At 52.3% G+C, this 26,586-nt stretch carries 21 protein-coding genes and 1 pseudogene; 10 read left to right on the forward strand and 12 right to left on the reverse strand.

Features of this window, described 5'->3' with window-relative positions:
- The first annotated feature begins 46 nt into the window (after positions 1–46).
- The 7 genes from A8O25_RS14045 (at position 47) to A8O25_RS14075 (ending at position 10,502) form a co-directional block, all read left to right on the forward strand.
- A complete protein-coding gene (locus A8O25_RS14045) occupies positions 47–2,083 on the forward strand; it encodes a thioredoxin domain-containing protein (protein ID WP_066836016.1) in 2,037 nt (678 codons plus the stop codon).
- A 197-nt stretch (positions 2,084–2,280) separates the two neighbouring features.
- Positions 2,281–2,760 carry a hypothetical protein gene (locus tag A8O25_RS14050; protein ID WP_153042755.1) on the forward strand — a complete coding sequence of 160 codons (480 nt, stop codon included), beginning with the start codon at positions 2,281–2,283 and terminating at the stop codon, positions 2,758–2,760.
- Between the two features lie 152 nt (positions 2,761–2,912).
- Positions 2,913–5,447 carry a replication restart helicase PriA gene (priA, locus tag A8O25_RS14055; protein ID WP_066835954.1) on the forward strand — a complete coding sequence of 845 codons (2,535 nt, stop codon included), beginning with the start codon at positions 2,913–2,915 and terminating at the stop codon, positions 5,445–5,447.
- 970 nt (positions 5,448–6,417) lie between these two features.
- Complete coding sequence (locus tag A8O25_RS14060) at positions 6,418–6,801, forward strand: VOC family protein (protein ID WP_066836018.1); 384 nt, start codon at positions 6,418–6,420, stop codon at positions 6,799–6,801.
- Positions 6,802–6,876: 75 nt separating this feature from the next.
- Entirely contained in the window at positions 6,877–7,980 is a 1,104-nt protein-coding gene (lepB, locus tag A8O25_RS14065) for a signal peptidase I (protein ID WP_066835956.1), read from the forward strand.
- Positions 7,981–8,767: 787 nt separating this feature from the next.
- The gene (locus A8O25_RS14070; protein ID WP_066835958.1) at positions 8,768–9,148 is read left to right on the forward strand and encodes a BlaI/MecI/CopY family transcriptional regulator; all 381 of its coding nucleotides are present in this window, start codon (positions 8,768–8,770) and stop codon (positions 9,146–9,148) included.
- Positions 9,138–10,502 carry a M56 family metallopeptidase gene (locus tag A8O25_RS14075; protein ID WP_066835961.1) on the forward strand — a complete coding sequence of 455 codons (1,365 nt, stop codon included), beginning with the start codon at positions 9,138–9,140 and terminating at the stop codon, positions 10,500–10,502. The genes A8O25_RS14070 and A8O25_RS14075 overlap by 11 nt, the downstream gene beginning before the upstream one ends.
- Before the next feature lie 160 nt (positions 10,503–10,662).
- Here the strand turns inward: A8O25_RS14075 and A8O25_RS14080 are convergent, their stop codons facing one another.
- From A8O25_RS14080 to ccoS, 9 genes and pseudogenes are all read right to left on the reverse strand, one after another.
- Entirely contained in the window at positions 10,663–11,559 is an 897-nt protein-coding gene (locus tag A8O25_RS14080) for a universal stress protein (RefSeq protein ID WP_066835962.1), read from the reverse strand.
- A 27-nt stretch (positions 11,560–11,586) separates the two neighbouring features.
- Positions 11,587–12,294: a sulfite exporter TauE/SafE family protein gene (locus A8O25_RS14085; protein WP_066835964.1), complete on the reverse strand. Its 708-nt coding sequence runs from the start codon at positions 12,292–12,294 to the stop codon at positions 11,587–11,589.
- Between the two features lie 4 nt (positions 12,295–12,298).
- Positions 12,299–12,772 (reverse strand): FixH family protein, encoded by a 474-nt coding sequence (locus tag A8O25_RS14090; protein WP_066835966.1) that lies wholly within the window; start codon positions 12,770–12,772, stop codon positions 12,299–12,301.
- A 94-nt stretch (positions 12,773–12,866) separates the two neighbouring features.
- Positions 12,867–14,267, reverse strand: a complete 1,401-nt coding sequence (gene ccoG / locus A8O25_RS14095; protein WP_066835968.1) for a cytochrome c oxidase accessory protein CcoG — start codon at positions 14,265–14,267, stop codon at positions 12,867–12,869.
- A gap of 1,380 nt (positions 14,268–15,647) precedes the next feature.
- Complete coding sequence (locus tag A8O25_RS14100; protein ID WP_066835970.1) at positions 15,648–16,856, reverse strand: c-type cytochrome; 1,209 nt, start codon at positions 16,854–16,856, stop codon at positions 15,648–15,650.
- A complete protein-coding gene (locus tag A8O25_RS14105; protein ID WP_066835972.1) occupies positions 16,853–17,047 on the reverse strand; it encodes a hypothetical protein in 195 nt (64 codons plus the stop codon). Before A8O25_RS14105 ends, A8O25_RS14100 begins: the two co-directional genes overlap by 4 nt.
- Before the next feature lie 133 nt (positions 17,048–17,180).
- Positions 17,181–18,023 (reverse strand): cytochrome-c oxidase, cbb3-type subunit II, encoded by an 843-nt coding sequence (ccoO, locus tag A8O25_RS24370; RefSeq protein ID WP_420911791.1) that lies wholly within the window; start codon positions 18,021–18,023, stop codon positions 17,181–17,183.
- Between the two features lie 27 nt (positions 18,024–18,050).
- Positions 18,051–19,366: pseudogene (ccoN, locus tag A8O25_RS24375) on the reverse strand (cytochrome-c oxidase, cbb3-type subunit I); the annotation flags it as partial.
- On the reverse strand, positions 19,356–19,562 hold the full coding sequence (ccoS, locus tag A8O25_RS14115; protein ID WP_066835974.1) for a cbb3-type cytochrome oxidase assembly protein CcoS: 207 nt from the start codon (positions 19,560–19,562) through the stop codon (positions 19,356–19,358). The gene ccoS and the pseudogene ccoN, both read right to left, overlap by 11 nt.
- A 952-nt stretch (positions 19,563–20,514) precedes the next feature.
- Between ccoS and A8O25_RS14125 the strand changes: the two genes are divergently transcribed.
- Both A8O25_RS14125 and A8O25_RS14130 read left to right on the forward strand, forming a co-directional pair.
- A complete protein-coding gene (locus tag A8O25_RS14125) occupies positions 20,515–20,940 on the forward strand; it encodes a DUF5655 domain-containing protein (protein ID WP_082893649.1) in 426 nt (141 codons plus the stop codon).
- A gap of 92 nt (positions 20,941–21,032) precedes the next feature.
- Positions 21,033–21,584 carry an REP-associated tyrosine transposase gene (locus A8O25_RS14130; protein ID WP_066835977.1) on the forward strand — a complete coding sequence of 184 codons (552 nt, stop codon included), beginning with the start codon at positions 21,033–21,035 and terminating at the stop codon, positions 21,582–21,584.
- A gap of 125 nt (positions 21,585–21,709) precedes the next feature.
- Here A8O25_RS14130 and A8O25_RS14135 read toward each other — a convergent pair whose 3' ends face one another.
- Positions 21,710–22,807, reverse strand: coding sequence for a type I restriction endonuclease (locus A8O25_RS14135; protein WP_066835979.1), 1,098 nt, complete (start codon positions 22,805–22,807; stop codon positions 21,710–21,712).
- A 137-nt stretch (positions 22,808–22,944) separates the two neighbouring features.
- Between A8O25_RS14135 and A8O25_RS14140 the strand changes: the two genes are divergently transcribed.
- On the forward strand, positions 22,945–23,610 hold the full coding sequence (locus A8O25_RS14140) for a hypothetical protein (protein WP_066835981.1): 666 nt from the start codon (positions 22,945–22,947) through the stop codon (positions 23,608–23,610).
- A gap of 98 nt (positions 23,611–23,708) precedes the next feature.
- Here the strand turns inward: A8O25_RS14140 and A8O25_RS14145 are convergent, their stop codons facing one another.
- Positions 23,709–25,217, reverse strand: coding sequence for a T9SS type A sorting domain-containing protein (locus tag A8O25_RS14145; protein WP_066835984.1), 1,509 nt, complete (start codon positions 25,215–25,217; stop codon positions 23,709–23,711).
- 915 nt (positions 25,218–26,132) lie between these two features.
- Complete coding sequence (locus tag A8O25_RS14150; RefSeq protein WP_066835986.1) at positions 26,133–26,381, reverse strand: hypothetical protein; 249 nt, start codon at positions 26,379–26,381, stop codon at positions 26,133–26,135.
- Positions 26,382–26,586: the final 205 nt, after the last annotated feature.

Raw genomic sequence — 26,586 nt, forward strand, 5'->3', positions numbered from 1 at the left:
GGCCAACTTGCAACAGCAAAAACAGAAAACCCCACCACCCACCACTATGGAAAAAAAGCCCAACCGCCTCGCCCGTGAATCCAGCCCTTACCTGCTGCAGCACGCCTACAATCCTGTAGATTGGTACCCCTGGGGCCCAGAGGCGCTGCAGAAAGCCCAGGAAGAGCAGAAACCTATCCTGGTGAGCATTGGCTATGCCGCCTGCCACTGGTGCCATGTGATGGAGCACCAGAGCTTTGAGAACGAACAGATTGCCCAGGTCATGAACCAGCACTTTGTCTGCATCAAAGTAGACCGCGAAGAACGCCCAGACGTGGACCAGGTGTACATGGACGCCCTGCACGCCATGGGCCTGCAGGGGGGGTGGCCCCTCAACGTATTCCTGAACCCAGAGGCCAAGCCTTTTTACGGCGGCACGTATTTCCCGCCCCAGAACTGGGTACAGCTGCTCCAGAACATTGCAGAGGCCTACCGCCAGAACCGTACAGAGCTGGACCAGTCGGCTGATCAGTTTGCCCAGCACCTGAACCGCAGTACACTCTCCCAATTTGGGCTGCAGCAAAGCAACCCAGACTTCAACCCAGATGACTTTGGGCAGCTGTACCAGCGCCTGAAAGCCAGGTTTGACATTAAACGGGGCGGTACCATGCAGGCGCCCAAGTTTCCCATGCCCAGCATCTGGATGTTCCTGCTGCGCTACTACTACCACACCCAAGACACCGCCGCCCTGGAACAGTTGAACCTCACGCTGGAAGAAATGGCCTTCGGCGGAATATATGACCAGATTGGCGGCGGCTTCGCCCGGTATTCAACTGATGAGGAGTGGCTGGTGCCGCATTTTGAGAAAATGCTGTATGACAACGGCCAGCTCATCAGTCTCTATGCAGAGGCGTATCAGGCAACGCGCAATGACCTGTACAAAGAGGTGGTGCTGGAAACCATTGCCTTTGTTGAACGTGACCTCACCCGCCCAGACGGTGGCTTTTATTCGTCTTTAGACGCTGACAGTGAAGGCGAGGAAGGGAAATTCTATGTCTTCACCCAAACCGAGCTGGAGGAGGTTCTGGGCGAAGAGGCCGCCTTGGCCAGCAGGTACTACAATGCCACCGCCCAGGGCAACTGGGAGCACGGCGTCAATATCCTGCACCGCAGACAAACAGATGACGCCTTTGCCGCAGATCAGGGGTTAACACCCCAGGAGCTGAAGGAACATGTGCAGAACTGGAAAGACCGGCTCCTGCAGGCCCGCAGCCAACGCGTGCACCCGGGCCTGGATGATAAAATTCTCACGTCCTGGAACGCGCTTCTCTTAAAGGGGCTTACAGATGCCTACAAGGCATTGAATGAGCCTACCATACTCGAACTGGCCTGTACCAACGCCCGTTTCCTGCTCCAGAACCTCAAAACCGGGAACAAGCTGTACCACACCTACAAAGAAGGGAAAGCCACTGTTGACGGGTTCCTGGAAGACTACGCCCTGCTCATTCAGGCGCTGATTGGCCTCTACCAGTGCACCTTTGATGAAAACTGGCTCAGGGAGGCCAAAAAGCTCACCCAGCACACACTGCAAAACTTTTATGGCCCGGCAGAAGATCTTTTCTTCTTCACCAGCGCTGAGAGCGAAGCCCTCATTGCCCGCAAGAAAGAAATCATGGACAATGTCATACCGGCCTCTAACTCTGTGATGGCGACCAATCTGCACTGGCTGGGGCTGTATTTTGGCAATGACCAATACACCTCGCTCTCAGAGAAGATGCTGGCAAAGGTGCGGGATCTGGTGGTGCAGGAGCCTGCCCATTTGGCCAATTGGGCTTCACTTTACTTCCTCAAGCTTAAACCAAGTGCAGAGGTTGCTGTCATAGGGCCAGACGCCCACCAGGAACGGCGCCTTCTCCAGCAACACTTTCTGCCCAACGCCCTGCTGGCAGGGACAGCAGAACCGCAGGACTCTGTGCTTCCCCTGCTAGAAGGCAGAACCGCGCTCAACGGCCAAACCACCTTCTATGTCTGCTACAACCACGCCTGCCAGCTGCCGGTGCACTCAGTGGCTGAAGCGCTGGACCAACTCAAATCGCAAAAATAAGTTTAGAACTTTAAAAAGAACTTAGTATAAAGATAATAACAAAATAAGCCAAAACAGGCAAAAAACCAGCTTTTACCACCATCGCCACTTGCCCTGCACTTGCACTTTTAAAATAAACTCCCGAACTTCGATAAACAATAGGAATGACACGTTGAATTTCCTGTTGAAGAGTTCAACATCTATTAAACCCTTTAGAAGTGAAGAAGTTATTATTAGTTGGTGGGTTTTGGTTGGCTTGCGCCGCAACCACCTTTGCGCAAGATGGAAGTAACTACTGGGCCCGTTTGAACAAGAACCACCCAGAGGCTACCATTGAGACAATTTTGAACTCCAAGCCGGCTACTGCCGCCGTGGGAGCCGAGGTGGAAGCTACCGCTGGCTATCGCCTGAACATGATCTATGACGGTCAGTTTAGAGCAGTGTCTGCCCCTAACGTGAAGCTCATGGAGGCGCTGGGCATGAAGCACCGCGAGATCAAAGGTTACCGGTATGAGCTGCTGTTTAAATACAACGGGCAGGAGTTCTGGTTGCCCGTGCAAACTGACCTGGTGGAGCAACTTCAGCTTGAACTGAGAAAAGATGAGCCTGTTCTGCTGTATACCACCGTGTTACAGGCCCAAAACGCTGGAGCTGCCCACAAAGCGCTGCTGGTGGAAGACTTTAGAGTGAACAACTAAGACAGGCTAAGCGCTGGGTTTTATGGCCTACCCCTACCCAAGCAGATTCTGACGGTACCTGCCACCAGCCCGAAAGACTATTTTTAAACCTGCGCAAGTCAAAGTTTCCGTTTCCGGCCTGTTTTTCCGAAATTTGGCCTAAACTGCCCGCTTTGACTCCTGAACTAGAATTCAATATACCTGCTGATGACGTCCCTGAACGGGTTACTCTGTTCGCGGACGTCATTTTGCCGTTACCCCTGCCCAAACTCTTCACTTACCGCATTCCGCATGAAATGGGCGATGAGGTGCTGGTGGGCGCGCGGGTACTGGTGCAGTTCGGGGCCAAGAAGGTGCTGAGTTGTGTGGTGGCGCGGGTGCATGAGAACCCGCCTAAAGAATACCAGGCCAAATACCTGCTGGAGGTCATTGACGAAAAACCGGTGGTGACCGCCCCGCAGCTGCGTCTCTTCAACTGGATGGCTGAGTACTACCTCTGCACCCTGGGTGAAGTCATCAACGCCGCCCTCCCCTCGGCCTTAAAGCTCAGCAGCGAATCTAAAATTCAGCTGCACCCGCAGTTTCATCAGGAAACCAATGAGTGGCCGTTAACCGCCCACGAGGAGAAAATCATTTTCGCCCTCCGGCAGAAACCGCACCTCACCTTTACTGAGGTGGGCCAGCTGCTGCAACTCACCAGTTTCCATAAAATCATCAAGTCGCTGCTTCTCAAAGACATCATCATTATCTATGAGGAGATTGCGGAGAAGTACGCGCCCAAAGTAGTGAAGAAAGTCCGGCTGGCGCCCATGTTCACCACAGATGAAGCCACCCTGGAAGAACTCTTTAACCAACTGGCGGCCAAACCCAAGCAGCTGGATGTGCTGCTCAAGTACGTACAGCTCGTTCCGCTTCTGCAAGAACTGGCCGCCAATGAAGAAGGGATAGAGAAAAACCTGCTCACCTCCAACCCGCACCTCTCGCTTTCTGCAATCAACACGCTGCTGAAGAACGGCGTGCTGGAGCAGTTTGACCGGGTGGTAAGCCGTTTCCCCCTCGCAGAAGGCCGGGGCCCTTATCTGGCCACTGAACTCTCTGCAGACCAGGCGGCGGCCCGGGACCAGGTGCTGGATTTCTTTGGGGAGAAAGACACCGTACTGCTGCACGGCATTACGGGGAGCGGCAAAACCGAAGTCTACATTGACCTCATTCAAAAAGCGGTAGACGCCGGGGGCCAGGTGCTGTACCTGCTCCCGGAGATTGCCCTCACCGCCCAGATTGTGACCCGCCTCAAACGCGTGTTTGGTGACAGGTTGGGCGTGTACCACTCCAAGTTTTCAGACAATGAGCGGGTAGAAGTCTGGAACGGCATCTTGTCAGGCCGGTTTCAGGTGGTGGTGGGCGTGCGCTCCAGTGTATTCCTGCCGTTCCATTCACTCTCCCTCCTGATAGTGGACGAGGAGCATGAGCCCTCTTACAAGCAGCATGATCCCGCCCCCCGCTACAACGCCCGCGAGGTAGCCTTGATGATGGCGCAGTTCCACAGTGCCAAGGTGTTGCTGGGTTCGGCCACGCCGTCTATAGAAAGCTATTACCATTGCCTGAGCGGCCGCTGGGGTCTGGTGAACCTGCTGGTGCGGTATGGGGAAGCCACCTTGCCCACCGTAGAACTGGTAGACACCCGGCAGGAGAGCCTGCGCAAGAATATGCTCAGTCACTTTTCGCAGCGGCTGGTGCATGACATTGAAGACACGCTGCACCGCAAAGAGCAGGTCATTCTGTTTCAGAACCGCCGTGGCTACGCCCCGTTCATTGACTGCAATGACTGTGCCTGGATTCCCAAGTGCCGTAACTGCGCGGTGAGCCTCTCCTACCACAAGTTCTCCAATGAGCTGCGCTGCCATTACTGCGGCTATACTGAACGCAAACCCAATGACTGCCCCGCCTGCGGCTCTACCATGCTCAAAACGGTGGGCTTCGGGACTGAGAAGATTGAAGATGAGCTGAAGCTGCTGCTGCCTGAGGCAAGAATCCAGCGCATGGACCTGGACACCACCAAACGCAAGAACAGCCACCAGCAGATCATTGAAGACTTTGAGCTGCAGCGCACTGACATTCTGGTGGGCACCCAAATGGTGACCAAAGGCCTGGACTTTGAGCACGTGAGCCTGGTAGGCATCTTGAGCGCCGACAGCATCATTCACTACCCAGACTTTAGGGCGCATGAGCGGGCGTATCAGCTGTTTGTGCAGGTGAGCGGCCGCGCCGGCCGAAAGGGCAACAAAGGCAAAGTGCTTATTCAGACGGCCAACCCCAACCAGCCCATTTTCCAGCGGGTGATTGAGAATGACTATCAGGGGCTGTACGAGCAGGAGATTGCCGAGCGGCAAAAGTTCAGGTACCCGCCGTTTGTGCGCATGATTAGGCTTACCGTGAAACACCCTGAAGCCCGTCCCTGTGAAAACGCCGCCATTCTCCTGGCCAAGGACCTGGTAGACCGCTTAGGCAGAACCGGGGTTTTAGGCCCAGAGGCGCCGCATATCTTCAAGATCAGGAACCAGTTTCTGCAAGAAATCCATGTGAAACTGGACCGCGAGAGCGGTAATCTCAAGTACTCTAAATCGCAGATTCAGGAAGCGGTGTTTCACCTGCTGCAGAACAAAGATTTTAAGCAGTTGCGGGTTGTGGTAGATGTGGATCCCAATTAAAGTCTTTCTTTTTTCTTTGAGCAGAACGCTTTGTGCCTACAGGAATGGGTACCGCTTGTGGCGGTGTGGTTCTGTTTACCGTTAAAAATATATGGAAGTGGCTGCCGTTTCTGTTGAAATGCCTGGTTTGCTGTTCCCTTGGCTTTGCCGTTTGCCCCAGTGCGAAATCACTTTACTGTTTCATCTTTTGGAATGTGTGGTTTGCTGTTCCCCTGGCTTTGGCGCTTGCTCCGGTGCCTCACCCACTGCGTTGTTTCATCTTTTCCGGTAAGCGCTCACGGCCGCGGGGCCCCGTCCTGGCGGTGAGCACTGCTGTTAAAACTACGCCTTTGGCGTTGCCGCTGAAGCGGCACCGTATTAACAGAGGCGCTCACCCCCAGGACTGGTTTCGGTTCCTTCACTGATCAGCTTGTCTGGTTATGTCTGCCTCTGCAGGTAACCGTTGCTGATCCGCTAGCCTGTGGCGAGCCCGTGCTGCGCACATCAGCCAGGGGCATGGGTGGTGGAATGTCTGTGGCAGACTGTTAGTGGCAAATTGATAGGGGCTGCTGTAGCTGCTGGCGCGAGTCTCCAGACTCGTGCCTGGTGATGATGGGTAGTCTCTGACTGCCCTCGCTGCCGGGCAGCGACAATGCGCAGTGTTGGTTTACCCGTGCTGAAATTCTTGAACTCCCGCTGGCGCAGGCTTGCAGCTCTTATTTTCTTTTGCTGGTCTTATATTAGTAGATAACTGTTTGGGAGTTGCTGGTGACCTGGTTCAGGTCTGCGATCTGGGCCTGCCTCACACTTCTTCGCCCCCTATGGCGCGGAAGTTACTTCCGTGGCTTTTGAATAATGCCCCTGAAGAAGCGACGGGGTGATATCTTTAAAAACAGACCAGAAGGCGGCAAATCAAGACACCAGATCTATTAATTTTTCGCATTTTTATACCACTTTACTTCCTGCCTTTGAAAACCTAAAAGAGAAAGCTATGCCTCATGTACCCGTTCCAGAAGGCTATCAAACGGTAATGCCTTATTTAATTGTTCCCAACGCCGCCCAATTCTTGGAATTCCTGAAGAATGTCTTTCAGGCCGAAGAAAAGTTGAAGCATCTGCGGGAAGACGGCCAGATCATGCATGCCGAAGTGACCCTAGGCGGCAGTACCCTCATGTTAGCAGAAGCCTCTGACCAATGGTCTGCCCAACCCGCCGGGCTTTACCTTCACGTGGCAAACGCAGATGAATCATATCAGAAAGCCTTGGCTGCAGGAGCCACGTCAGTTATGGAAGTGAGTGACCAGAGCTACGGCCGGAGCGGCGGAGTAAAAGACCCGCACGGCAACACGTGGTGGGTGGTTTCTCCGCTGGCATAGGCACGGGCAATAAAGCAGCAGAAATATAGTTTTATTCTATATTTCTGCTGCTTTACAACCTGTTCGCCACCAACTATGAAACTCAGATTCTGGAAAGGCAAAAAGCCATCGGCCGGCCCGGCCACAAAGAAAAGCGCGGCCCGTGAATGGGCAGATGCCGTGATGTTTGCCGTGGTATGCGCCACGCTCATCAGGTGGCTCACGTTTGAGGCTTTTGCCATTCCCAGTTCTTCTATGGAGAAGTCACTGCTCACCGGCGACTATCTCTTTGTAAGCAAATTGCACTACGGTCCCCGCACGCCCATTACCCCGCTGCAGGTACCGCTCACGCACCAAACCCTTTGGGGAACCAACCTGGCGTCGTTCTCAGACCTGGTGCAACTTCCGGCTTACCGCTTTCCCGGGTTTTCTGAGGTGCAGCACCATGACCCGGTGGTGTTCAACCACCCAGAGGAAGTGGAGCGGCCCGTTGACCTGAAAACCTACCTGATCAAGCGTTGCATTGCCGTAGCCGGTGACACCCTGGAAATCAAACACGGACAGGTGTACCTCAACGGAAAACTGTCTCCGGCTCCGGAAAAGCTCCAGTTCAGCTATTTTGTACAAACAAAGGAATACGTGCAGGAGGCGTTCTTCCGGAAGCACAACATTACCGATGTGGTACCGGTGCAGGGCGGTTATATCCTGCACACCCTCCCAAAGACGGCTGCCCTGCTCAAAACGTTTGATTTCATTCAGGCAGTTACCCCGCTCACAGCCGCCGCCGGTGAGGCTGACCCGCGCGTGTTTCCGCAGGCGCCAGAACATTACGCCTGGAACCAGGACAATTTTGGGCCACTGTACATCCCTAAGGCAGGCGCAACGGTGGCCCTTACCCCAGAGACACTGCCGCTTTATGAGAAGATCATTCGCAGGTACGAGCACAATGAGCATCTGGAGGTCAAAAATGGCCGACTGTTTCAGAAGGGCAAAGCCCTTACCCACTACACCTTCAAGCAGAACTACTATTTCATGATGGGAGACAACCGCCACAATTCCAATGACTCGCGTTTCTGGGGCTATGTGCCCGAAGAATACGTGGTAGGCAAAGCGGTCATGGTGTGGCTGTCTACAGACTCCCTGGCCTCCTCCTTCACAGACAAAGTCAGGTGGAGCCGGTTGTTCTCTGCCATCAAATAGCTTCTCTGCTGCTACAGCCCGCGGCAGCCAAATGCGTTGGGTGCCGCGGGCTGATTCGCTGTTTTTGGCCTACTTTTCTAAAAACAAGCCAAAAACGCACATGTAGACCTTCCCTGCCTGCCCACAGCAATGCTTGCGCACCATCCCACTCCAGCCTGGACAAAACGGTAGAAGAATTTCTGCGGGCCAAGTCTGCGCATACGGTAGGGTTGTTCCAGCTTTTTCTGGGGTAGTACCGCACCATTGGCGATTTTACGCTGCACCCCACCAAGTCTATGATTTCCCTGGCCGGGAACACAGGTTCTGCTCCCTCATCAGGTCAGGGAAAAACTTTGTTGACGTGGTGCTGCCGTTTGACCGCCTGCTCCCTCAGGATAACCTCTGCTTCCATAAGATGGGCCCCTTTCTGGAGCGCGCACCTTCCACCACCACTGCCGCCTCTACCAAAAAGAAGACATCTCTAAAGAGTTGCCAAGGTACATGCGGCTGGTAGATGAACGGGACGCCAGCCAAGCCCCCAACGCGATGCCAGGGCAGAATACCTGACCTATCGCTTAGCTCATCCTGACAGATTATAGAAATCCCGCACCTACATTAGCTGCGGGATTTCTGTTTTCGGCCTGTTTTTCATAAAACAGCCCAAAAACAGAAAGTTAGCCCTTAACATCCCCGTCCTTCTAAAACGCTCCCCACCTGAGGAATTTCTTTCACACTGAAAATAACTTAAAAATAAGTTGCATAACTTAAAATTAAGTTATACGTTTATACAACCACCAGCCATTTAGAAATGAAAGAGTTAACCAAAGCAGAGGAACAGGTCATGCACATCTTCTGGAAGATTGGAAAAGGCTTTGTGAAAGATGTGATAGAGCAGTTCCCAGAGCCAAAGCCTATATATAATTCGGTCTCCACTATTGTGCGAATTCTGGAGAAGAAGGGGTTTGTAGGCTACACCGCTTACGGAAAAACCCATGAGTACTACCCCCTCATCAAGAAAAGCGACTACCAGAAGTTCTTTCTCAAAAACTTTGTAAGCGGCTACTTTGGCGGGTCCTTTAAACGCATGGTCTCTTTTTTCGCTCAGGAAGAGGAGTTAGATGTAAAGGAACTGGAGGAACTGGTGAACTATGTAAAAAAGAATTCTACCCCAGAAGATCATGACCAATAGCCTGCTTGCCTATTCTCTGGAATCTGGCGCCTGCCTACTCGCCTTCTTTCTCTTCTTTCACCTGGTTCTGAGGCAGGAGACGTGTTTTGGGTTTAATCGTGCGTATTTATTAGCCGCCACGGTCCTCTCCCTGTTCCTGCCCCTTTTACAGATTCCGGTACAAGTAGCTGCCATAGCCCCATTATCAGCACTGGTGGCGGCACCTACGGCCGTTCTCATCAAGGTACCTGTTGCAGATGCCGCGGCCTCTCAACATGAGTGGTTCCACTGGTCCGGTCTACTAGGGCTTTTGTATGTTGGCGGCTTCAGCTATACAGCCTATAGGTTTCTACGTCAGTTACTGCTCTTCAGGGCCCTCAAGGTGCAACACCAGGCTACTGCCGAAACCCGTGATGGCATCACCTATATTCCCACGCAGGGGGCTTGGCCTACGTTCTCTTTCTTCCGCTGCATTTTCTGGGACAACACCCTCTCCCTGAGTGCAGCAGACCAGGAGCGCATTTTGCAGCATGAGCGGGTTCACGTGAGGCAGGGGCACAGCTATGATCTGCTTTTTATGGAGGTCCTGTGCATTTTATTCTGGTTCAACCCCCTTCTCCCGGTATACAGAAAAGCCCTGGTTGCCGTGCATGAATTTATGGCAGATGCCCAGGTAGTTACCACCGGTGACCGGAAAACCTATGGGCTCCTGCTCGCCAATCAAGTCTTGCAAGCCTCTTCTATCACCATAGGTCATTTCTTTAATAAATCACTCACTCTAAAACGTATTCACATGATTCACCAAACCAACCGCCGCACCCCCAAAATGAAACAGCTTCTGGCCCTTCCGCTGGTGGCCCTGCTGGTGCTCTCGCTCTCGTCCTACCAATTGCATCTGCAAGCCTCTGCTGAACCACAAGCCGCCACCAGGGAGCACACTCCCAAAGACCAGAACTCCAGGGAGCCCCAGTTCCCGGGTGGAAAGAACGAGCTGTACAAGTTTTTAGCCAATAACATCAGAATTCCTTCGGTTGCACAGAAGAACAATGAGTATGGCAGCGTGTTCATTCAGTTAACCATTGACAAGAATGGCAACCCCGGCAACATGAAGGTATTGCAGGCCAGCCACCCTTCCTTAGAAAAAGAGATTGTAAGGGTAGTCAATAAAATGCCCGCGTGGGAAACCAATGGCACCACCTCCCCCACTACCTTTGTATTCCCCTTCTCTATCCTGATTGACGGGTTCAAGAATGACAAGACCAAAATGACGCAGGATCATCAGCAATCTCTTGCCAAGGTCTCATCTCAACTAAAAGGGAAACCAGTGCATCTGATGGAGTCTGTGGTAGTGGTGGGTTACGGCCCTATGCATTAACTGCTTTCAGAAGGTCCTATACAGGAACAGCCCTGCTTTATCTCTAAAGCAGCTGTCTGTATAGGACTTCTGAAGCACAAAAGCTGTGTCAACTAGTGGTGCGCACAAATCCTGTTTTCGGCCTGTTTTTCATAAAACAGCCCAAAAGCAGGATTACGCCTTACCCCACGGTTGCTTCAGCTGCCTCAGAGGCATGGGAATGGCTGGAGGTGTTGCAGTGGGTACAGCCTCCTGAACAGGCGGTTCTGCGGGCCTGGTACAGGTTTAGCAGCGGCGTGTGCAAATGGTAGGCGCTGGTTTTGCGGTAGCGGCCGGAGAAATACTGGTGCAGCAGGTGCGTGTCACGGGTGGCCATTACAAACAGGTCCGGGATACGCGGGGCCGCAAAGTCGTTCAGGCCTTCCAGCAGGTCCTCTTCTTCCAGACAGGTGATAGAGCAGTGGGCGTACTCCAGCTCCTGCTTCACTTTTTCGCTGGCTTTCTGCACCTGGCAGAAACTCACACCGTCTAATTTGCTGTGCAGGTGCAGCAATGACAGGTGCGCCTGAAAGCGCTGGGCCAACCGCTGCACCGTTTGCATCACGCTGGCGTCTGTGTCAGTGACATCCAGGGTGAAGACAATTTCTTTGAGGGGGGTAAATGTTGCTTTCTCTGGCACCAGCAGCACAGGGCAGGCAACCAGTTCCGGCAGGGCCACCACCTCCCCTTCGGTCAGGGTCTGCAATAAATAATCGGCGGGAGACAGGACTAAGCTGGTCCCTACTTCTTCTGCGGCTGAACGCAGGTTTTCCCTAAGGTTGCCTTCCTTCAGCACACATTCAATAACAGGGTCTACGCCGGTACCGGTAACATAACTAGAGGCGTAGCGTTCAGCAAACGACCTTAGCCTCAGAAGCAGGTGGCTTTTAAAGGTTGGGGTAAGCTTGAGGGAGCCGCTGCAGTGCAACAAGGTGATATCAGCACCTACCTTGCCGGCAAACTGATAGGCATACCGTAGAGCGGTCACGCAGCCGTCTGTAAAATTAAACGGAAGCAGGATTCTTGGTGAGGTTTTCATGTGCTTGTTGGTTAACGTTTGGGTATCTTATGAAGGAACATGGCACACAGGCGCCTCTTGCTCCGTAGTTACTAGCTTAGGACTCAGATACGGCACCCCTAAATTGAGGCCTCTCAAAATGAACAGCACGGCCAGGCACCCCGCCACGTAGGGCACGGCATTGCGCATGAGCGCCCGCCACCTGGGCTGAATAATTTTACCGGAAAGGGACACCAGCCACATTAGCGGCAGCGTTCCCAGCCCAAACATGGCCATGTACAGCACAGCCCCGCCTACGTTTTGCGCACTTACCGCCCCCGCCAACGCAAAATACACCATGCCGCAGGGCAGCAGACCGTTGAGCAAGCCCACCGTGAACAGCGCCTTTGGCGAAGGGTTTTGAAACTGTTTGCCAATGGCTTTCCGGAGGGCGTTCCACCAGCGGTCAGTACCCAGTTTCTGGCCCAGGGTACCGGTATTCAATCTTGGTAACAGCACCAGGGCCAACATCAGGACCCCAGACACAATAGAGATGGTTTGTTGCCAGCCCGCCAGCTGCAGCGTGCGGCCCAGCAGCCCCGCTACCAGGCCCAGGCTGGTGTAAGTAGTTACACGGCCCAGGTTGTACAGGAGCCGGCCTCCCACAAAAGAAGCGCCGGTACCCCTGCCAACAGGCAGCGCCATGGCTATGGGGCCGCACATCCCCACGCAATGGAAACTACTGATAAAACCTATGATTGCACCCGCCCACCACATGGTATTAGAGTGTTACGTCCTGTGCCTGGTAATATTCCTTCCCGTTCAGCTTGCCGGTCACCTGCACCCGCCAATGGCCTTTGGCCAGGCTGGCGGTATTGATGTTCTGCAGGCCTTCTGGCGTCAACTCCAGTTTCAGGACCACATCCAGTTTCTCATCAGAGGGTCTGAAGAGGTGCACTATGCCTTCGGCTTTAGCCAACTCTTTGGGGAACTGGATTACCAGTTGTTCTGCCATTTCGGCAGACACTATATGGATGGGCTGCTCCAGTTGCTGGGTTTCCTGCAGCTGCTTCATGCGTTGGCTATAGGCCAGCTCTTCTGCATAGTAGTCTTTGCTCACCAGGTTCACCTCACTCTGCATGGCCCCGTAGACCATAAAGCCAATGTAAGAGCCAAACAGTATGAAGGCGGTGATGATGATGTAGGGCAGCAGGGAGAATTGCTTAACAGGGGTGGTGGTAGTATGGATAGACATGGTAGTTTCTTATTTTGGGTTGATGGTTTTTGGTGAGTGAGGGTGAGACGCCGGTTGCCAGTCATTCTCCCCGTCACTCTTTCTCAAAATATATTTAGTGGCCGGGCCCCAGGAACTTGGTTTTCTCAGTGGCAATGAGTTTGTCACCGCTGTAGACACCAATTTCTACTTTAGAGGAGGCTGAGGCTAGTTCTTTCTTAGGAATTTCTACAAAGAAGACACCTTCTGTCAAGCCTTGCTTAGGAAGCACCAGCTCATTGCGCACCACTTTGATAGAACCTTCAGAAGAAAGGAGTTTGAGGCTTACCGGCAGCTCTTCATCGGTTTTGTTGATGAGCGTAATGTGGTAGAGGTTGGTCACGGTGCCTTTGTCCGTCTCCTGGTAGAGCATGCCCGGCGTGCGCAGAATGGTGGCGTCAATGTTGCTGCGGGTAATCAGCAACGTGGTGAACGCGCCCACCAGCACCACCAGCACGGCTGTGTAAGACTTCATACGGGTAGTGAATTTCCAGGCTTTCTTCTCCGCTATACTTTCCTCTGTAGCCACTTTGATAAGGCCGTGCGGCTTGTTCACCAGGTCCATGATGGAGTTACAGATGTCTATACAGGCGGTGCAGTTAATACACTCCATCTGCTGGGCACCGTTTCTGATATCAATGCCGGTGGGGCATACCTGCACGCACTGATGGCAGTCAATACAGTCACCCTCAGTCCGGACCTGGTTCTTGCGGAGCTTGCCTCTGGGTTCACCGCGCTCGTAGTCATAGGCTACGGTTAAACTCTGCTTGTCCAGCATGACGCCTTGCAGCCTTCCGTAGGGGCAGACAATGGTACACACCTGCTCTCTAAAGCGGGCAAATACCCCGTAGAACACGCCGGTGAACAGAATCAAAGAGAAAAGTCCGCCTAAATGGTTGGCCGGGGAATCTGTGACTATTTTCCAGAGTTCCTCTACCCCAATGATGTAGGCCAGAAAGGTATGGGCAATCACAAAAGATACCAGCACGAACAGGGTGTGTTTGGCGGTCTTTTTCCAGAGTTTGTTCCAGTTCAGGGGCGATTTGTCTAAGGCTTTCTGCTGGGGGGCATCTCCTTCAATCCAGTATTCTATGCGCCGGAACACCATTTCCATGAAAATGGTCTGGGGGCACACCCAACCGCAGAACACCCGCCCGTACACCACGGTGAACAGGATGATGAACATGATAAAGGCCATGAACCCGATGAGCAGGATAAAGAAATCCTGCGGCCAGAAGATCATGCCGAACAGGACAAACTTACGGGCCGGAATATTGAAGAGCAACAACGGCAGCCCGTTCACTTTCATGAAAGGTCCCGTGAAGAGCAGGGTCAGGAGCGCGTAGCTCACATACTTGCGGTACTGGTACAATTTCCCGCTGGGCTTCTTAGGGTAAAGCCAAACCCGTTTTCCGTCTTTGTCAACGGTAGAGAGCGTGTCTCTAAAGGTTTCTGGATCTGTTAATAATGTACTCATGGTCTCATACCGGTTGTGCGCCCGGCAGCGAGAGGGGGTTCTCGTAATTTGGCGGAAGGTGTCTCCTTTGCTCCGAATTACGATGTAAAATTACCGGTCTCCTCTGCGGTTCACGAGTTCATGGGTCATTGGCGAAAATGATCTTCGTCAGTTTTTCCTTCTCATATCTATTTGCCCAGCCCAACAGGGGGAGTCTGGCTTTGAGGTCTTCTGATTTGGAACAGCAAGCAGTTAGCTGTTCTTTTTGACTTCCTGCTGATTAGAAAGTGGGCTGTTGTTCGCTTGCTTGTTTCTACTGCAGTGACAGTGCGTAGTCCGCTGCTCCCTTGGGTCTCCCGTTTGCTGCGGTGCCTCACTCACTGTACTGTTTCATCTTTTCCGGTAAGCGCTCACGGCCGCGGGGCCCCGTCCTGGCGGTGAGCACTGCTGTTAAAACTAGGCCCTCCGGCCTTGCCGCCGGAGCGGCACCGTATTAACAGAGGCGCTCACCGCCACAACTGGTTTCGGTTCCTTTGCTATTACTGCCTTACTTACTCTGTCTGCCTCTGCAGGTAACCGTTGCTGTTCCGCTAGCCTATGGCGAGCCCGTGCTGCGCACATCAGCCAGGGGCAGAAGTGCTAATTAACAGAGGTGGCACCAGCAGAAGTGTTGATTGTTCATTGTTGTTTGTTTACTTTTTGCTGCTTATTTGCCGCTTTCTCTGGTTCAGGTTTCCAACTTGGACCTATAATGGCGGAAGCTTTCAGCTTCCATGAGGCGGCAGCCTCACATTACCTCTGCCCTCTATGGCGCGGAAGTTACTTCCGTGCCTTCTAACGCTACCTGATACTCCCGCGCTGGCGTGAGTATCCAGACTCGTGCCTACAGCTGACGGGCGTCTCTGGCTGCCCTCGCGGCGCGGCAGCGAGACCAGGCATAGCTTTTTCATTAGTACTAAAGTGCCTAGGGCGAAAAGAAAGGACTCAAGACTCAAGACTCAGGACTCACTTCAATACTCCCCCTTTGAAGGGGGTGAAGGGGGATGTTTACACAAGCAGATCCACGCTTACCCCCCCCAACCTCCTCGGAGGGGTTGGGGGGGTAGTACTTTTGCCACCACTTTACCGTCTACTCATATGACCTCACCCTGTCTTCCAGACCTGCGGGTGTCAGCGCCAATTACCTTTACTATTAGAACCGCAGCCCCTCTTCCTACCCTTCTCCCTGGGGGATCAGGAACACCGCTTTTGCGTTTTGGAGCTGTTTTCCCTAAAACAGGCCAGAAACAGAAATACCCTCCCACCATTCTCCCAGACAAACAACTAAAAGCCCCTGCCTTACAGACAGGGGCTTCTATAAAAGAGACGTAATAAAGGGTTGTAATGTACTTTAGAGGTTCTCTATTTCTTAGGCACGTATTTCTCGCCTTGCGGGGCTTTTGCGTTGGCCGGGTTGCTGCCTTTCAAACTCAGAATGTAGCTGGAAACTTCCAGGATCTGGTCATCGCTCAGCTTTTTCTGCCAGGCTACCATGCCTTTGCTGGTCACGCCGTACTTCACTACCTTGAAGACATCGTTCACATCGCCGCCGTGCAGCCAGAATTCGTCTGTCAGGTTAGGACCAACTACCCCTTGGCCCTCCTGACCGTGGCAGGCGGCGCAGTTCTGGATGAAGGCGGCTTTTCCGGCTTCCAGTTTCGCAGACTCTGTGAGAGCGGTGAAGTTGGTTACCTCGTTCACGTTCCCCTCTTCGCCACCAGATGGGTTCAACAGGGCGGCTTGCTGTACCTCGGCCTCGTACTCGGCGAGCTGCAGGTTACCGCTGCTAAACACGTGGTAATGCAGCAAGTACGCTACCCCAAACACAATGGTCACATAGAAGGTGTATTTCCACCAAGGTGGCAGGTCGTTGTCAAACTCATGTATACCGTCATAGCTGTGGTCTTCCATGAGGATGTCTTTGTGCTTGCCGGTAATGGTAGACGTGTCACCGCGCAGCAAGGCAATGAAACGGGCCATGGCGGTATTGCGCAGGGCGGGCTTGTCATACATGTGAGACAGCAACGGAAGCGCCTGCACAAAGGTCATTACCAGGAACACCAGCACCATCACCAACAGGAACCCGATCAGCACCACCAGCAGCTGGGTAGCGGGCGGAATGGCTTTCCAGTTAAAACTGGCCGCGGCCGGAGTTGCCCCGTCTGTCTTAGTAGGGTCAGTAGGTGCAACCTCTACCTTGGCTTCTGCGGGCTTGTCGCTTTCTTCTTTGACATAGGCGATCACGTCTTTGATGTCACCGTCTGAGAGCGCACCTTCAAAGCTAGTCATCTGGGTTTTCCCAAATTTCTCAAAGATCTCTACCGCCTGTTTGTCACCAGAGGCAATCATTTTGGTGGAGTTCTTCACAAAGCTGGTGATCCATTTCTCATCGCGGCGTTTGTGCACGTCTTTGAGGGCAGGGCCCACCACCTGCTCCTGCACACTGTGGCAGGCGGCGCAGTTGGCGTCAAAGATAGACTTGCCTTTTACGGCATCCTGGGCGGCGGCGGGTTGTAGCCCTGTTCCCGCTACCAATGCCGCGGCGGCCAGGGAAAGTATCAATCGTTTCATGACCGTGGGTTTAAAGGGTGGTCAAATCCATTATCATTCTGCAGGGGCATGGCTTTCATGCTCTGGATATGCTCTTTCTTTTCTACCACCACGTAGGCAATCAACCCAAGGAAGAAGAAGAAGAAGATAAGGAACGAGATGATTGGGTAAATCTCAATTCCGTCTATGGACTGTAATATTTCTTTATACATGGCTCTTATTAGTTGTCAGTTATTGGTTGTTGGTTGTTAGATTTTCAGACTACTCCTCTCCTGCTTTATTGCTTGTAAGGAGCACCTTCCTGTAAACTATGTTGTCCAAAAACTAACAACCAACAACTATTAACTACTTTTCTTCTTTCACTTTAATGTCTGTACCCAGGCGTTGCAGATAGGCAATGAGGGCCACAATCTCTTTCTCAGGCTTCACCTCAATGTTCTCCTTTTTAAGCTCAGCGGCGATTTCTTTGGCCTGACGGGCTAAGTCTTCGTTCGCTTTTTGGGCGTAGCCGGGAGCGTATGGAGTACCTAAGCTGGTCAGGGTTTCAATCTTGGCCTGGGTGTCGCTCACGTCCAGGTCTTTCTCCAGCAACCATGGGTAGGCGGGCATGATAGAACCCGGAGACATAGAGGTTGGGTCCAACATGTGGTGGTAGTGCCAGCTGTGCGGGTACTTCCCTCCTACCCGGTGCAAGTCTGGCCCGGTACGCTTAGAGCCCCACAGGAACGGACGGTCATACACAAACTCGCCGGCTTTAGAGTACTCACCGTAGCGCTCAGTTTCAGAGCGGAACGGCCGCACCATCTGAGAGTGACAGTTCACGCAGCCTTCTTTGATGTAGACATCGCGGCCCTGCAGCTCAAGGGCGGTGTAAGGTTTCACGCTGGCAATAGTAGGCACGTTAGACTCTACCAGGAACGTTGGGATCATCTCTACCAGACCACCAATCAAGATGGCAACCGTGGCGAATACGGCCATTTGTACCGGTCTGCGCTCAATCATGCGGTGCCAGTGGCCTCCGGTGTGCTCACCCGTGTTTTTGATCACGGCGGCTGGCATTAACGGGGCAGCCTGGGCTTCTTCATTGGCTAAGAGAGAACCGCTTTTCACGGTTTTCACAATGTTGTAGATCATCAGGAACACGCCACCTAAGTAGAGTACCCCGCCAATACCGCGCAGGTAGTACATAGGCACAATCTGCAGCACGGTCTCCAGGAAGTTAGAATACTGGAGCAGACCTTCATTGTTGAACTGTTTCCACATCAAACCTTGGGTGAAACCCGCCCAGTACATAGGCACGGCGTAGAACAGGATACCCAGCGTGCCTAACCAGAAGTGCCAGTTGGCCAGTTTTTTAGAGTACAGCTCGGTTCTGAAGATGCGGGGCAACAGCCAGTACAGGATACCAAAGGTCAGGAAGCCGTTCCAGCCCAGGGCGCCTACGTGTACGTGGGCTACTATCCAGTCAGTGTAGTGGGCAATGGCGTTTACGTTCTTCAAAGAAAGCATAGGGCCTTCAAACGTTGCCATACCGTAGGCGGTGATGGCTACCACCATAAACTTCAACACTGGCTCAGTGCGTACTTTGTCCCAGGCACCGCGCAGGGTCAACAGACCGTTGATCATACCACCCCAGCTAGGGGCAATCAGCATCACAGAGAATACTACCCCCAGTGACTGCGCCCAGTCTGGCAGGGCGGTGTACAGCAAGTGGTGCGGACCGGCCCAGATGTAGATGAAGATCAAAGACCAGAAGTGGATAATTGACAGACGGTACGAGTATACCGGACGGCCAGCCGCTTTAGGCAGGAAGTAGTACATCATACCCAGGTACGGCGTGGTCAGGAAGAACGCAACCGCGTTGTGGCCATACCACCACTGCACCAGCGCATCCTGCACCCCGGCGTAGCCAGAGTAGCTTTTCATGAACGTTACCGGAATCTCGTATGAGTTTACAATGTGCAGTACCGCAACGGTCAGGAACGTGGCAATGTAGAACCAGATCCCCACGTACATGTGCGCTCGCGGCGTTTGATAATGGTCCCGAACATGTTCCAGCCAAACACCACCCATACCAGCGTAATGGCAATGTCAATGGGCCATTCCAGCTCAGCGTACTCTTTTGAGGTAGTAATCCCCAACGGAAGGGTAATCACCGCAGAGACAATAATCAGCTGCCAGGCCCAGAAGTGAATCTTACTCAGTGTGTCTGAGTACATTCTGGTCTTGCAGAGGCGCTGCAGTGAGTAGTACACGCCCATGAAGATACCGTTGCCCACAAACGCGAAGATCACGGCATTGGTGTGCAGCGGACGGACCCGCCCGAAGGTGGTGTACTCAGTGCCCATGTTAAGCTCAGGGCGTGCCAGCTGGAACGCAATGATCACTCCTATGAGCATGCCCGCCACGCCCCAGAACAGGGTGGCATAGGCGAAATCCCTGACAATCTTGTTGTCATAGTAGAATGTTTCTACGGTGCGGACGCTGGATTTTAGCGCTTCGCCCGGAGCTTTTAGAACCTCAGCTAGCATGTGCGGTGTCCTCCATTGGTTTAGTAGATATTGAAGTAATGGGTTGTTTTTTGGTTAATTCGTTGTCAAAGAGAATGCGCACCGAGGGGGTGTAATCGTCCTCGTACTGGCCGGAGCGCACCGCCCACAGGAATGCCCCCAGAAACAGGATGGCCACCAGCAGACTGATGCAGATGAGTAAAAAGATAATGTTCATGGCTGCGCCGATTTTTTCTCTCCTGAAACAGGCGGCGGCGGAAAAAGAAGTGAACTCAACCCCTTACGCGCTTACCTTGCCCTTTCAGTTGATACAAAGGTCAGGAGATACGGGAGGGAAAAAGATGACGTGCGTCAGTTTAGCCAGTGATTGATGTCAGAGAAGGCGGTTTAAAGGCTGTATAACACGTTTTTATGTACTCTAAGCGTTGATTCCTTCTCCCTTCACATTGAAAGCATGCTTACTTTAGTTGATCCCCCCTTTGAAGGGGGCGAAGGGGATGTTTACTCAGGAGGGCACGCATTGCTGAGATTCTGTTTGCTGAACATTCCTATATCTGTAGAGACCAGGCACCGCCTTGTCTCTTACGCATTGCTGAACGTTTCCCGACCATCAGCGAATTGCTTTTGCACCCACCGCTGTTCTTGCCCAACCTCCATCTGAACTGCTTTCTGCCCCTGTTTGTCACGTTGATCCTTGATGCTCAACCTAACCAAAAGAATCAAGAAGCCTCAAACTCGCTGCCGCTCAAACAGGCTTCCCTTCATTAATTTCGTACCTGGCAACCGCTATCTGTTTCGTCGCCAACGCGGCCATTGCTGATTTGCACCGCCTGTCTGTGCTCCCGCTAAGCACCTCGGCGCCTACGGCTTCTGCGTTGCCCGCTCCCGCAGGAAATGAAAAGGAGGTGTGCGTTTTTGGCTTGTTTTCAGGAAAATAGCCCGGAAACGCTGTAGCCATTGCTAACTCTTCCTACTCGTGCAGATACTCCCCTCCCTCTGAGGGGTTGGGGTGGGTTCTACACATAGCTGATATTTTGCTTCCGCTTACGCGTAGACTGCCCCAAAGAGACGAGGCGGTGCCTGGTCTCTACAAAAACCAACCGCCGCATTTGTGCATTTTCTGTTTTTCGCCTATTTTCCTGAAAACAAGCCGAAAACGCCCGCCGCCCATGTGGACCTGCCCCACCTGCACCCAATCTTTCCTGCGTACGCACCAGTCCCACTCTTGCCTGGACAAAACCGAGGCCGATTTCCTGCGCGGCAAATCTGACGTAACCGTGGGGCTGTACCACCATTTCCTGGCGCAGTACCGCACCATAGGCGATTTCAAGATTCACCCGGCCAAAACCATGATCTCCCTGGCCAAGAACACGCGCTTCTGCTCAGTGCACCAGTTCGGGCGAAACTTTCTGGACGTGTGCCTCCCGCTGGACCGGGTGTATGACCAAACGCTCTGCTTCCACAAAATTGGCCACCTGGGTGACCGGCTCATCAACCACTTCGTGCGCTTCTATGACAAAGAAGATTTGAATGAGGAAGTGCTGCATTATATGCGGCTGGCGTATGCCTTGGATGCGGTGAAGGGAAGGAAGTAGGTTAAAAAAGTTAGAGAATAAAAAAAGTAATTAATTCTATGGCGCGGAAGTTACTTCCGTGCCTTTCTCCCCGTAGCAGGTAGTTCTAGAGTATGAGTGAGAAGTACAAAGCCAACAATCCAGACAAGATATATTTTGTCACCTTCGCGGTGGTTCAATGGGTGGATGCTTTTACGCGGCGGGAGTACAAAGATATACTTGTAGACAGCCTGCAGTACTGCCAAAAAGAAAAAGGATTAATCATTTATGCGTGGTGTATCATGACTAATCACCTGCACCTTGCTCTAGGCACAGATGGTAAGTTGCCACTGGCAGACATCATGCGCGATTTCAAAAAATTCACCTCCGTGTCTCTGGTGCGGGCTATTCAAGAAAATAGTCAGGAGAGTAGAAAAGAATGGCTATTGTCGCTCTTTCAAACTGCCGCAGCAGGAAGCACCAAGCATCAAAAGTACCAATTCTGGCAGAGTCAATACCACCCGGTAGAGTTAACCAGCAATGGCCAGCAGCAACGGTGCCTTGAGTATATACATCAGAATCCCGTAGTGGCAGGTATTGTAAACACGGCCGAAGCTTTTCTATACAGTAGTGCCACTGACTACGCAGGCGGGAAAGGGTTAATAGAAATAACCTTTATGGAATAAAAGAAGGCACGGAAGTAACTTCCGCGCCATAGAAAAGAAGTGTTAGTAAGGGGAAAAGGTCAGACTAGAAGAAAACCATCCTTAGCCTGACCTTTTCTAAATTCTGCTGTTATGCTTTATAAAACTCAATTCAAGGAAACAGTTTTCAAGTCATAACTCAAAGCGGTATTTAAAAGCTGCTCTGCGTGAGTAAAAATATCATCTAGACTCTGCAACTCATGTTTAGACTCCTTCTTGGCTTCATCAAACAAGGTAATGGTTTTCTTTGCGCCTTCCAGGTTCAAACGGCAAATGGGTTTCCGGTTATTATCGTCCAGTAGAATACCGAAATAACTCTGCGTATCACGGTGGTGTATCCTATTCGCATCAACCTTACCTCTGAGAATAGAACGGATTATATAAAAGGCCTCTTTCTCCATCTCAGTGGTGGTTACTTTACTGGCTGCTTCTGCATTCACCGGCTGCACAGTGGTCTCTTCTTCAACCCGCGACTGAACAAAGTTTCTATCTTCCTCTGAGGCAAGGGCAGATTTCAACCGGTCGCTTATCATCTCGCTTATAAGGCCGTGGATAGACTTTTTCACCAGTCCCGTAAACTGTTCCAGCACTATAGCGGTCATGGCACCAGAGACAATCTGCCGGGCGAAATGCTTTACAAAAACATCAGTGGGATTAGCCATTTCCTCCAGCATGATGCGCTTGATTTCTTTAGCGTATTTCAATTCTGTGGCTGAACTTAAAATGTTCTCCACGCTGAATTGAGATTTGTGGTATTTCTTTAATTCAAAGATGGCCTGTTCACTTACCTCTGTGATGTTGAATTCCCAGAAAGGTTTATCGTCCATCTTGTTGGGCTCTACCAAATCTGTGTAAAACCGATAGACAATCCCGTTGGTGAGTATGCCAAAGCGGGCCGAAGTCACATGGAAATAGCGGTGCAACTGGGAGTTGTGGACATCAAGTTTCTCCTTCCAGTGCTTACACTCCATAATAATGGTTGGAGCACCGTCTTTGAAAATACAGTAATCAACCTTTTCGCCTTTCTTGATTCCAATGTCAGCAATATATTCAGGCACCACTTCCATGGGATTGAACACATCATAGCCTAATGCTGAGATAAACGGCATCACAAAGGCCATTTTGGTAGCTTCTTCTGTTTGAATTGATTCCTGCAGGCGGGACACCTTCTCCCCCAGCGCTTTGATTACATCTTGAAAATCCATGATTGTATTGTTAAGATTAGTGTATATTATGTATATTAGAAAAGGTAAATATTTTTATTTAAATATCAACTACTTGATTATCAATATTTAGACCTTAACTCATAAATCAGTATAAATGCTGAATCTTAACAGTAGGAATGTTAGATAGAAACCCCTCTCGCCCCCTCCTCAACTCCTCCACCGTCTTCTCCCTCACCCTGCTGGTGCTGGGGCTCACGGTGCTGGGCGTGTACCTTTTCGGGCTTGGGCGCCACCACACGTTTTTCCAGAACTCGCTGCTCTCTACTACCCTGCTGAGTGTGGTGTTCTTCGGGTTTGTGAGCGTGGGGCTGTACCGCGGCATCAAGCTCAGAGACACCTTGGGCAAGGTCACCGACAGAATCCCGTTCAGGCGCAAGAAACAGAACGGTGACCGAAGCAGCCTGCTTAACCTGGGCGATTTCTTCTCCGGTTTTTCAAACAAAAGTTCTTCGGGCTCTACTGACAGCAGCTTTGACGTGGGCGACTTGGGCGGGGATGAAGGCTGCCTGGCCGGAATTCTGGCGGTCTTGGCCTGGGTGGCGGCTGCCGTTGTACTAAGCGTAGTGCTGTGGCTCTTCGGCGAAGTGTTGCTGGTGGCGCTGTTCGCGTTTATGGCTATGCTGTACTGGATTTTCTACCGGGCGCTGCGGCTGGTGTTTCGGCACAGCCACCAGACCAGGGGCCGCGGGTGGGCCAGCTTGGGCTACGGGCTGGTGTACACCCTGCTCTACAACAGCTGGATCTACGGCATTTACCTGCTCCTGGCGTACTGGCGGAAATAAATGCGTTTTCGGCCTGTTTTTCTGAAAACAGCCCGAAAACGCATCTCCCTCTAATTTATTTTACCACATCAACCTGTTTGCTTGGGGCCCTGCTCCCCTTACTGCTTCACCAACCGGGTTACCTTACGGGTGTTCTCACTGATCCAGAGCACATGGTACAGCCCCGGAGCCAGCGTTTTGGCAGGTACCAGGGTGGCGGTGGTGCCTGCCACCACGTTTTGCTGCCGCACCAGCCTGCCGTGTGCATCTAAAACCTGTAACTGCTCCTGCCCGGTGGCCAGGCCGTGGGTGAAGGTAAAGTCTTTGGTAACGGGGTTGGGAGACGCGGTACCGCCCGCCGTAGCCTTGGCCTCTACACTGATCACGCGGCTGTACTCAAATTTGCCGTCTACATCTACCTGTTTGAGGCGGTAATAGGTAATTCCTGTTCTGGGGGTAGGGTCAGTGAAACGGTACCTGGCCAGTGTAGTGGAGTTTCCGGCGCCTTTTACCTCGCCTATATACTGAAAGCTTTTCCCGTCAGTGCCCGCCTCAACCTCAAAATGGTCATTCATGGTTTCTGAGGCGGTTTGCCAATACAACTGCGACAGGCCTTTCTCCTGCCGCCCGCTGAACCCGGAAAAAGTCACCGGCAGCGGCCCCACCACAGAGGGGTCAACGGCGGTGTTATACGCTACAAAGGCCAGGTCACTGTTCCCGCTCAGGGTGATCTCAAAACGGCTGATCTGGGTGTAATTGGCCTGCGTTATACCAAACACACTAAAGTCTGCCGCCCAAAGCCTGACGCTCCGCTGCCCGTTGGTAAAGGAGGTCTGCAGCGTCATGGGGTTTTGGCTGGCCTCGTAGAAATCTGCCTGCCAGTTGCCCACCGCCGGTATGTTGGTGGCATCAAACACAATACTGACAGAGGTTCCCACCTGGTTGTTGTTGGCGTCAAAGAACTTGTACACATCTGATCTGGTAGGGTCTGGGTCAGCAATCTGGGTCACCAGAACATCTGGCATGCCGTCTCCAATGGTCTCCTTCACAATCTGCGTAAACGGAAAGGTAAGCCTGCCGGCGGGGAGGTTGGCCACCCCGGTGCCAATGTCTAACCCTGAGAGCCCGTCTGTGAGGTAGCGGGCCATGTCTCTGGCTGGCGCCGGATTACTGGCCCCCGCATGAACGCCATCATACAGCTGCCCCAGCGCCACCTTGGTATTTGAAACGGGCGCAGGCAAGGTACTTACAGGAATAGCCTGGTACTGCCCCGGGATAAACACCACGCCGTTAGCGGTGAGTTTGGCATCATTGGCCCCCGTTGAATAGGTGACTCCGTTGTAGGTGTACGCGAGCAGGTTGTGGCTGTTATCAGGTTTTACCGGGTTAATACTCCCTACCCCAGACCGCCAAAAGCCGTTGTAGTCAGTGATGATGGCGTTCACGGCATAGGGTGACTGGGCGCTCACCACTGAAGTAGTCAGGCAGGCCGTGCCCAAGGCAAGGGCAGACAGAAATGGTTTCACCGGTTTAAGACGGGAGACGAAGGAGGCTCTGGCAGTTTCCAGCCGGGACCCAGGTGACAGCACCTGAATAAAAGACAAGAATACGGGGGACAAGGGTTTCATTTTTTTGGAATAGGTGTATTATTATAAGACAATTTCAGCTGATATAAACACTAATAAATTTTTTATCGAAATTATGAATACTACAGCACCTATCTCCCCGTTATCTTTTATTATCTCTCCTCTGGCACTGCCTCTTATCAAATATAGAAACATTAAAATAGCCAAATCACCAAAGGTTACTTAAATTCTATCTTTATTAGAAAATTTAAATTTTTTCAAACATTAACACCAAGGTCTATAGAATGATTCTAACCAGTATATCCCCCTAAAAAGAAATAGACGCTTGCGGCTGCCCCAACCCTAGATTCCTAAGGCGTGAGCGTCTGCCTTAGCCCCCCGTTTATGCCGCACCCAGGCTTTACTTTTCACCTATACGCCCCTGCTTTCAGCAGCTAGGCAGGCTTGGTTACTTCAGTAACGGGAAACGTCTCAGCAGCCAGGTGCAGCTTTTTCTGTTTTCGCTGTTTTTCAGAAAACAGGCCGAAAACGGAAACACCGCCCCCCGCAGAAGTTGGCTTCTGCCCGGGCAATTCATCAGGCAGCAGGTTTCACTTAGCCGTGTGTCCAGATCAGAGCATTAAGTAAGAAGAGAGGGGGAAACCTTGCCGGGGCAATGGCTAAGCGAATAGCCCCAGGAACCAGCCACGGGAGAGCGAGCCGCCTGCCTCTGCGGCACAGGGCAGTTAGACAATGAATTGAAAACGCAGCCTAGCTCCTGAACACTTTCCTGCCCGCTGGGTAACCCACCGGTGGGGCTGCTGCCTTTTTTGGCGAGGGCAGCTGTGGTCCATTGAACCAGGTTTACAGTTTATAAGCTACTTTTGCTATTTCAGCCCCAAAACAGAAGGCTGGCCGTGATGTGGCTGGCAAATGCCGGCGCCAGTGGTGCAAGAAAAACGGCACGCAACCTCTTGCTTAGCAGTCACAGGTAAAGTCGCGGCTGTTGAATTTGTCTGAGGCCACATCGCCCACTTTTACGAGCTGGGCAAAGGGAATTTCCTGGCCGGTTACCAGCTCCAGGTGCAGTTGCCCCTCCTTCTCCCCCACTTTTTTGATCATAGTGGTCACGGTCAGAAACTCATGCAGCTCGGTCTGGTACTGTATCTTCAGGAATTTCTTTTTCTGCACAGCCTCGTTTACAGCCGTCAATAAATGCTCGTCCATGGCGTTTGGGTTAGACTAAAGGTATACGAACTGCCCATAATTGGTTTCCCTCCTGCGCCTGTTTACGTTCTTGTTCCGTACGTAAACCAAGAAACGCGGGACGTTCTGCCGCAACGGGCAGCGCAGCAGGTAAATGTAGACTCGTTTTCAAAGACTTCATGACGCTACCTCAAAAACATTTTCTTTATTTCGCGGGGCCGCAGGG

Source organism: Rufibacter ruber (assembly GCF_001647275.1).
Lineage (GTDB): Bacteria > Bacteroidota > Bacteroidia > Cytophagales > Hymenobacteraceae > Nibribacter > Nibribacter ruber_C.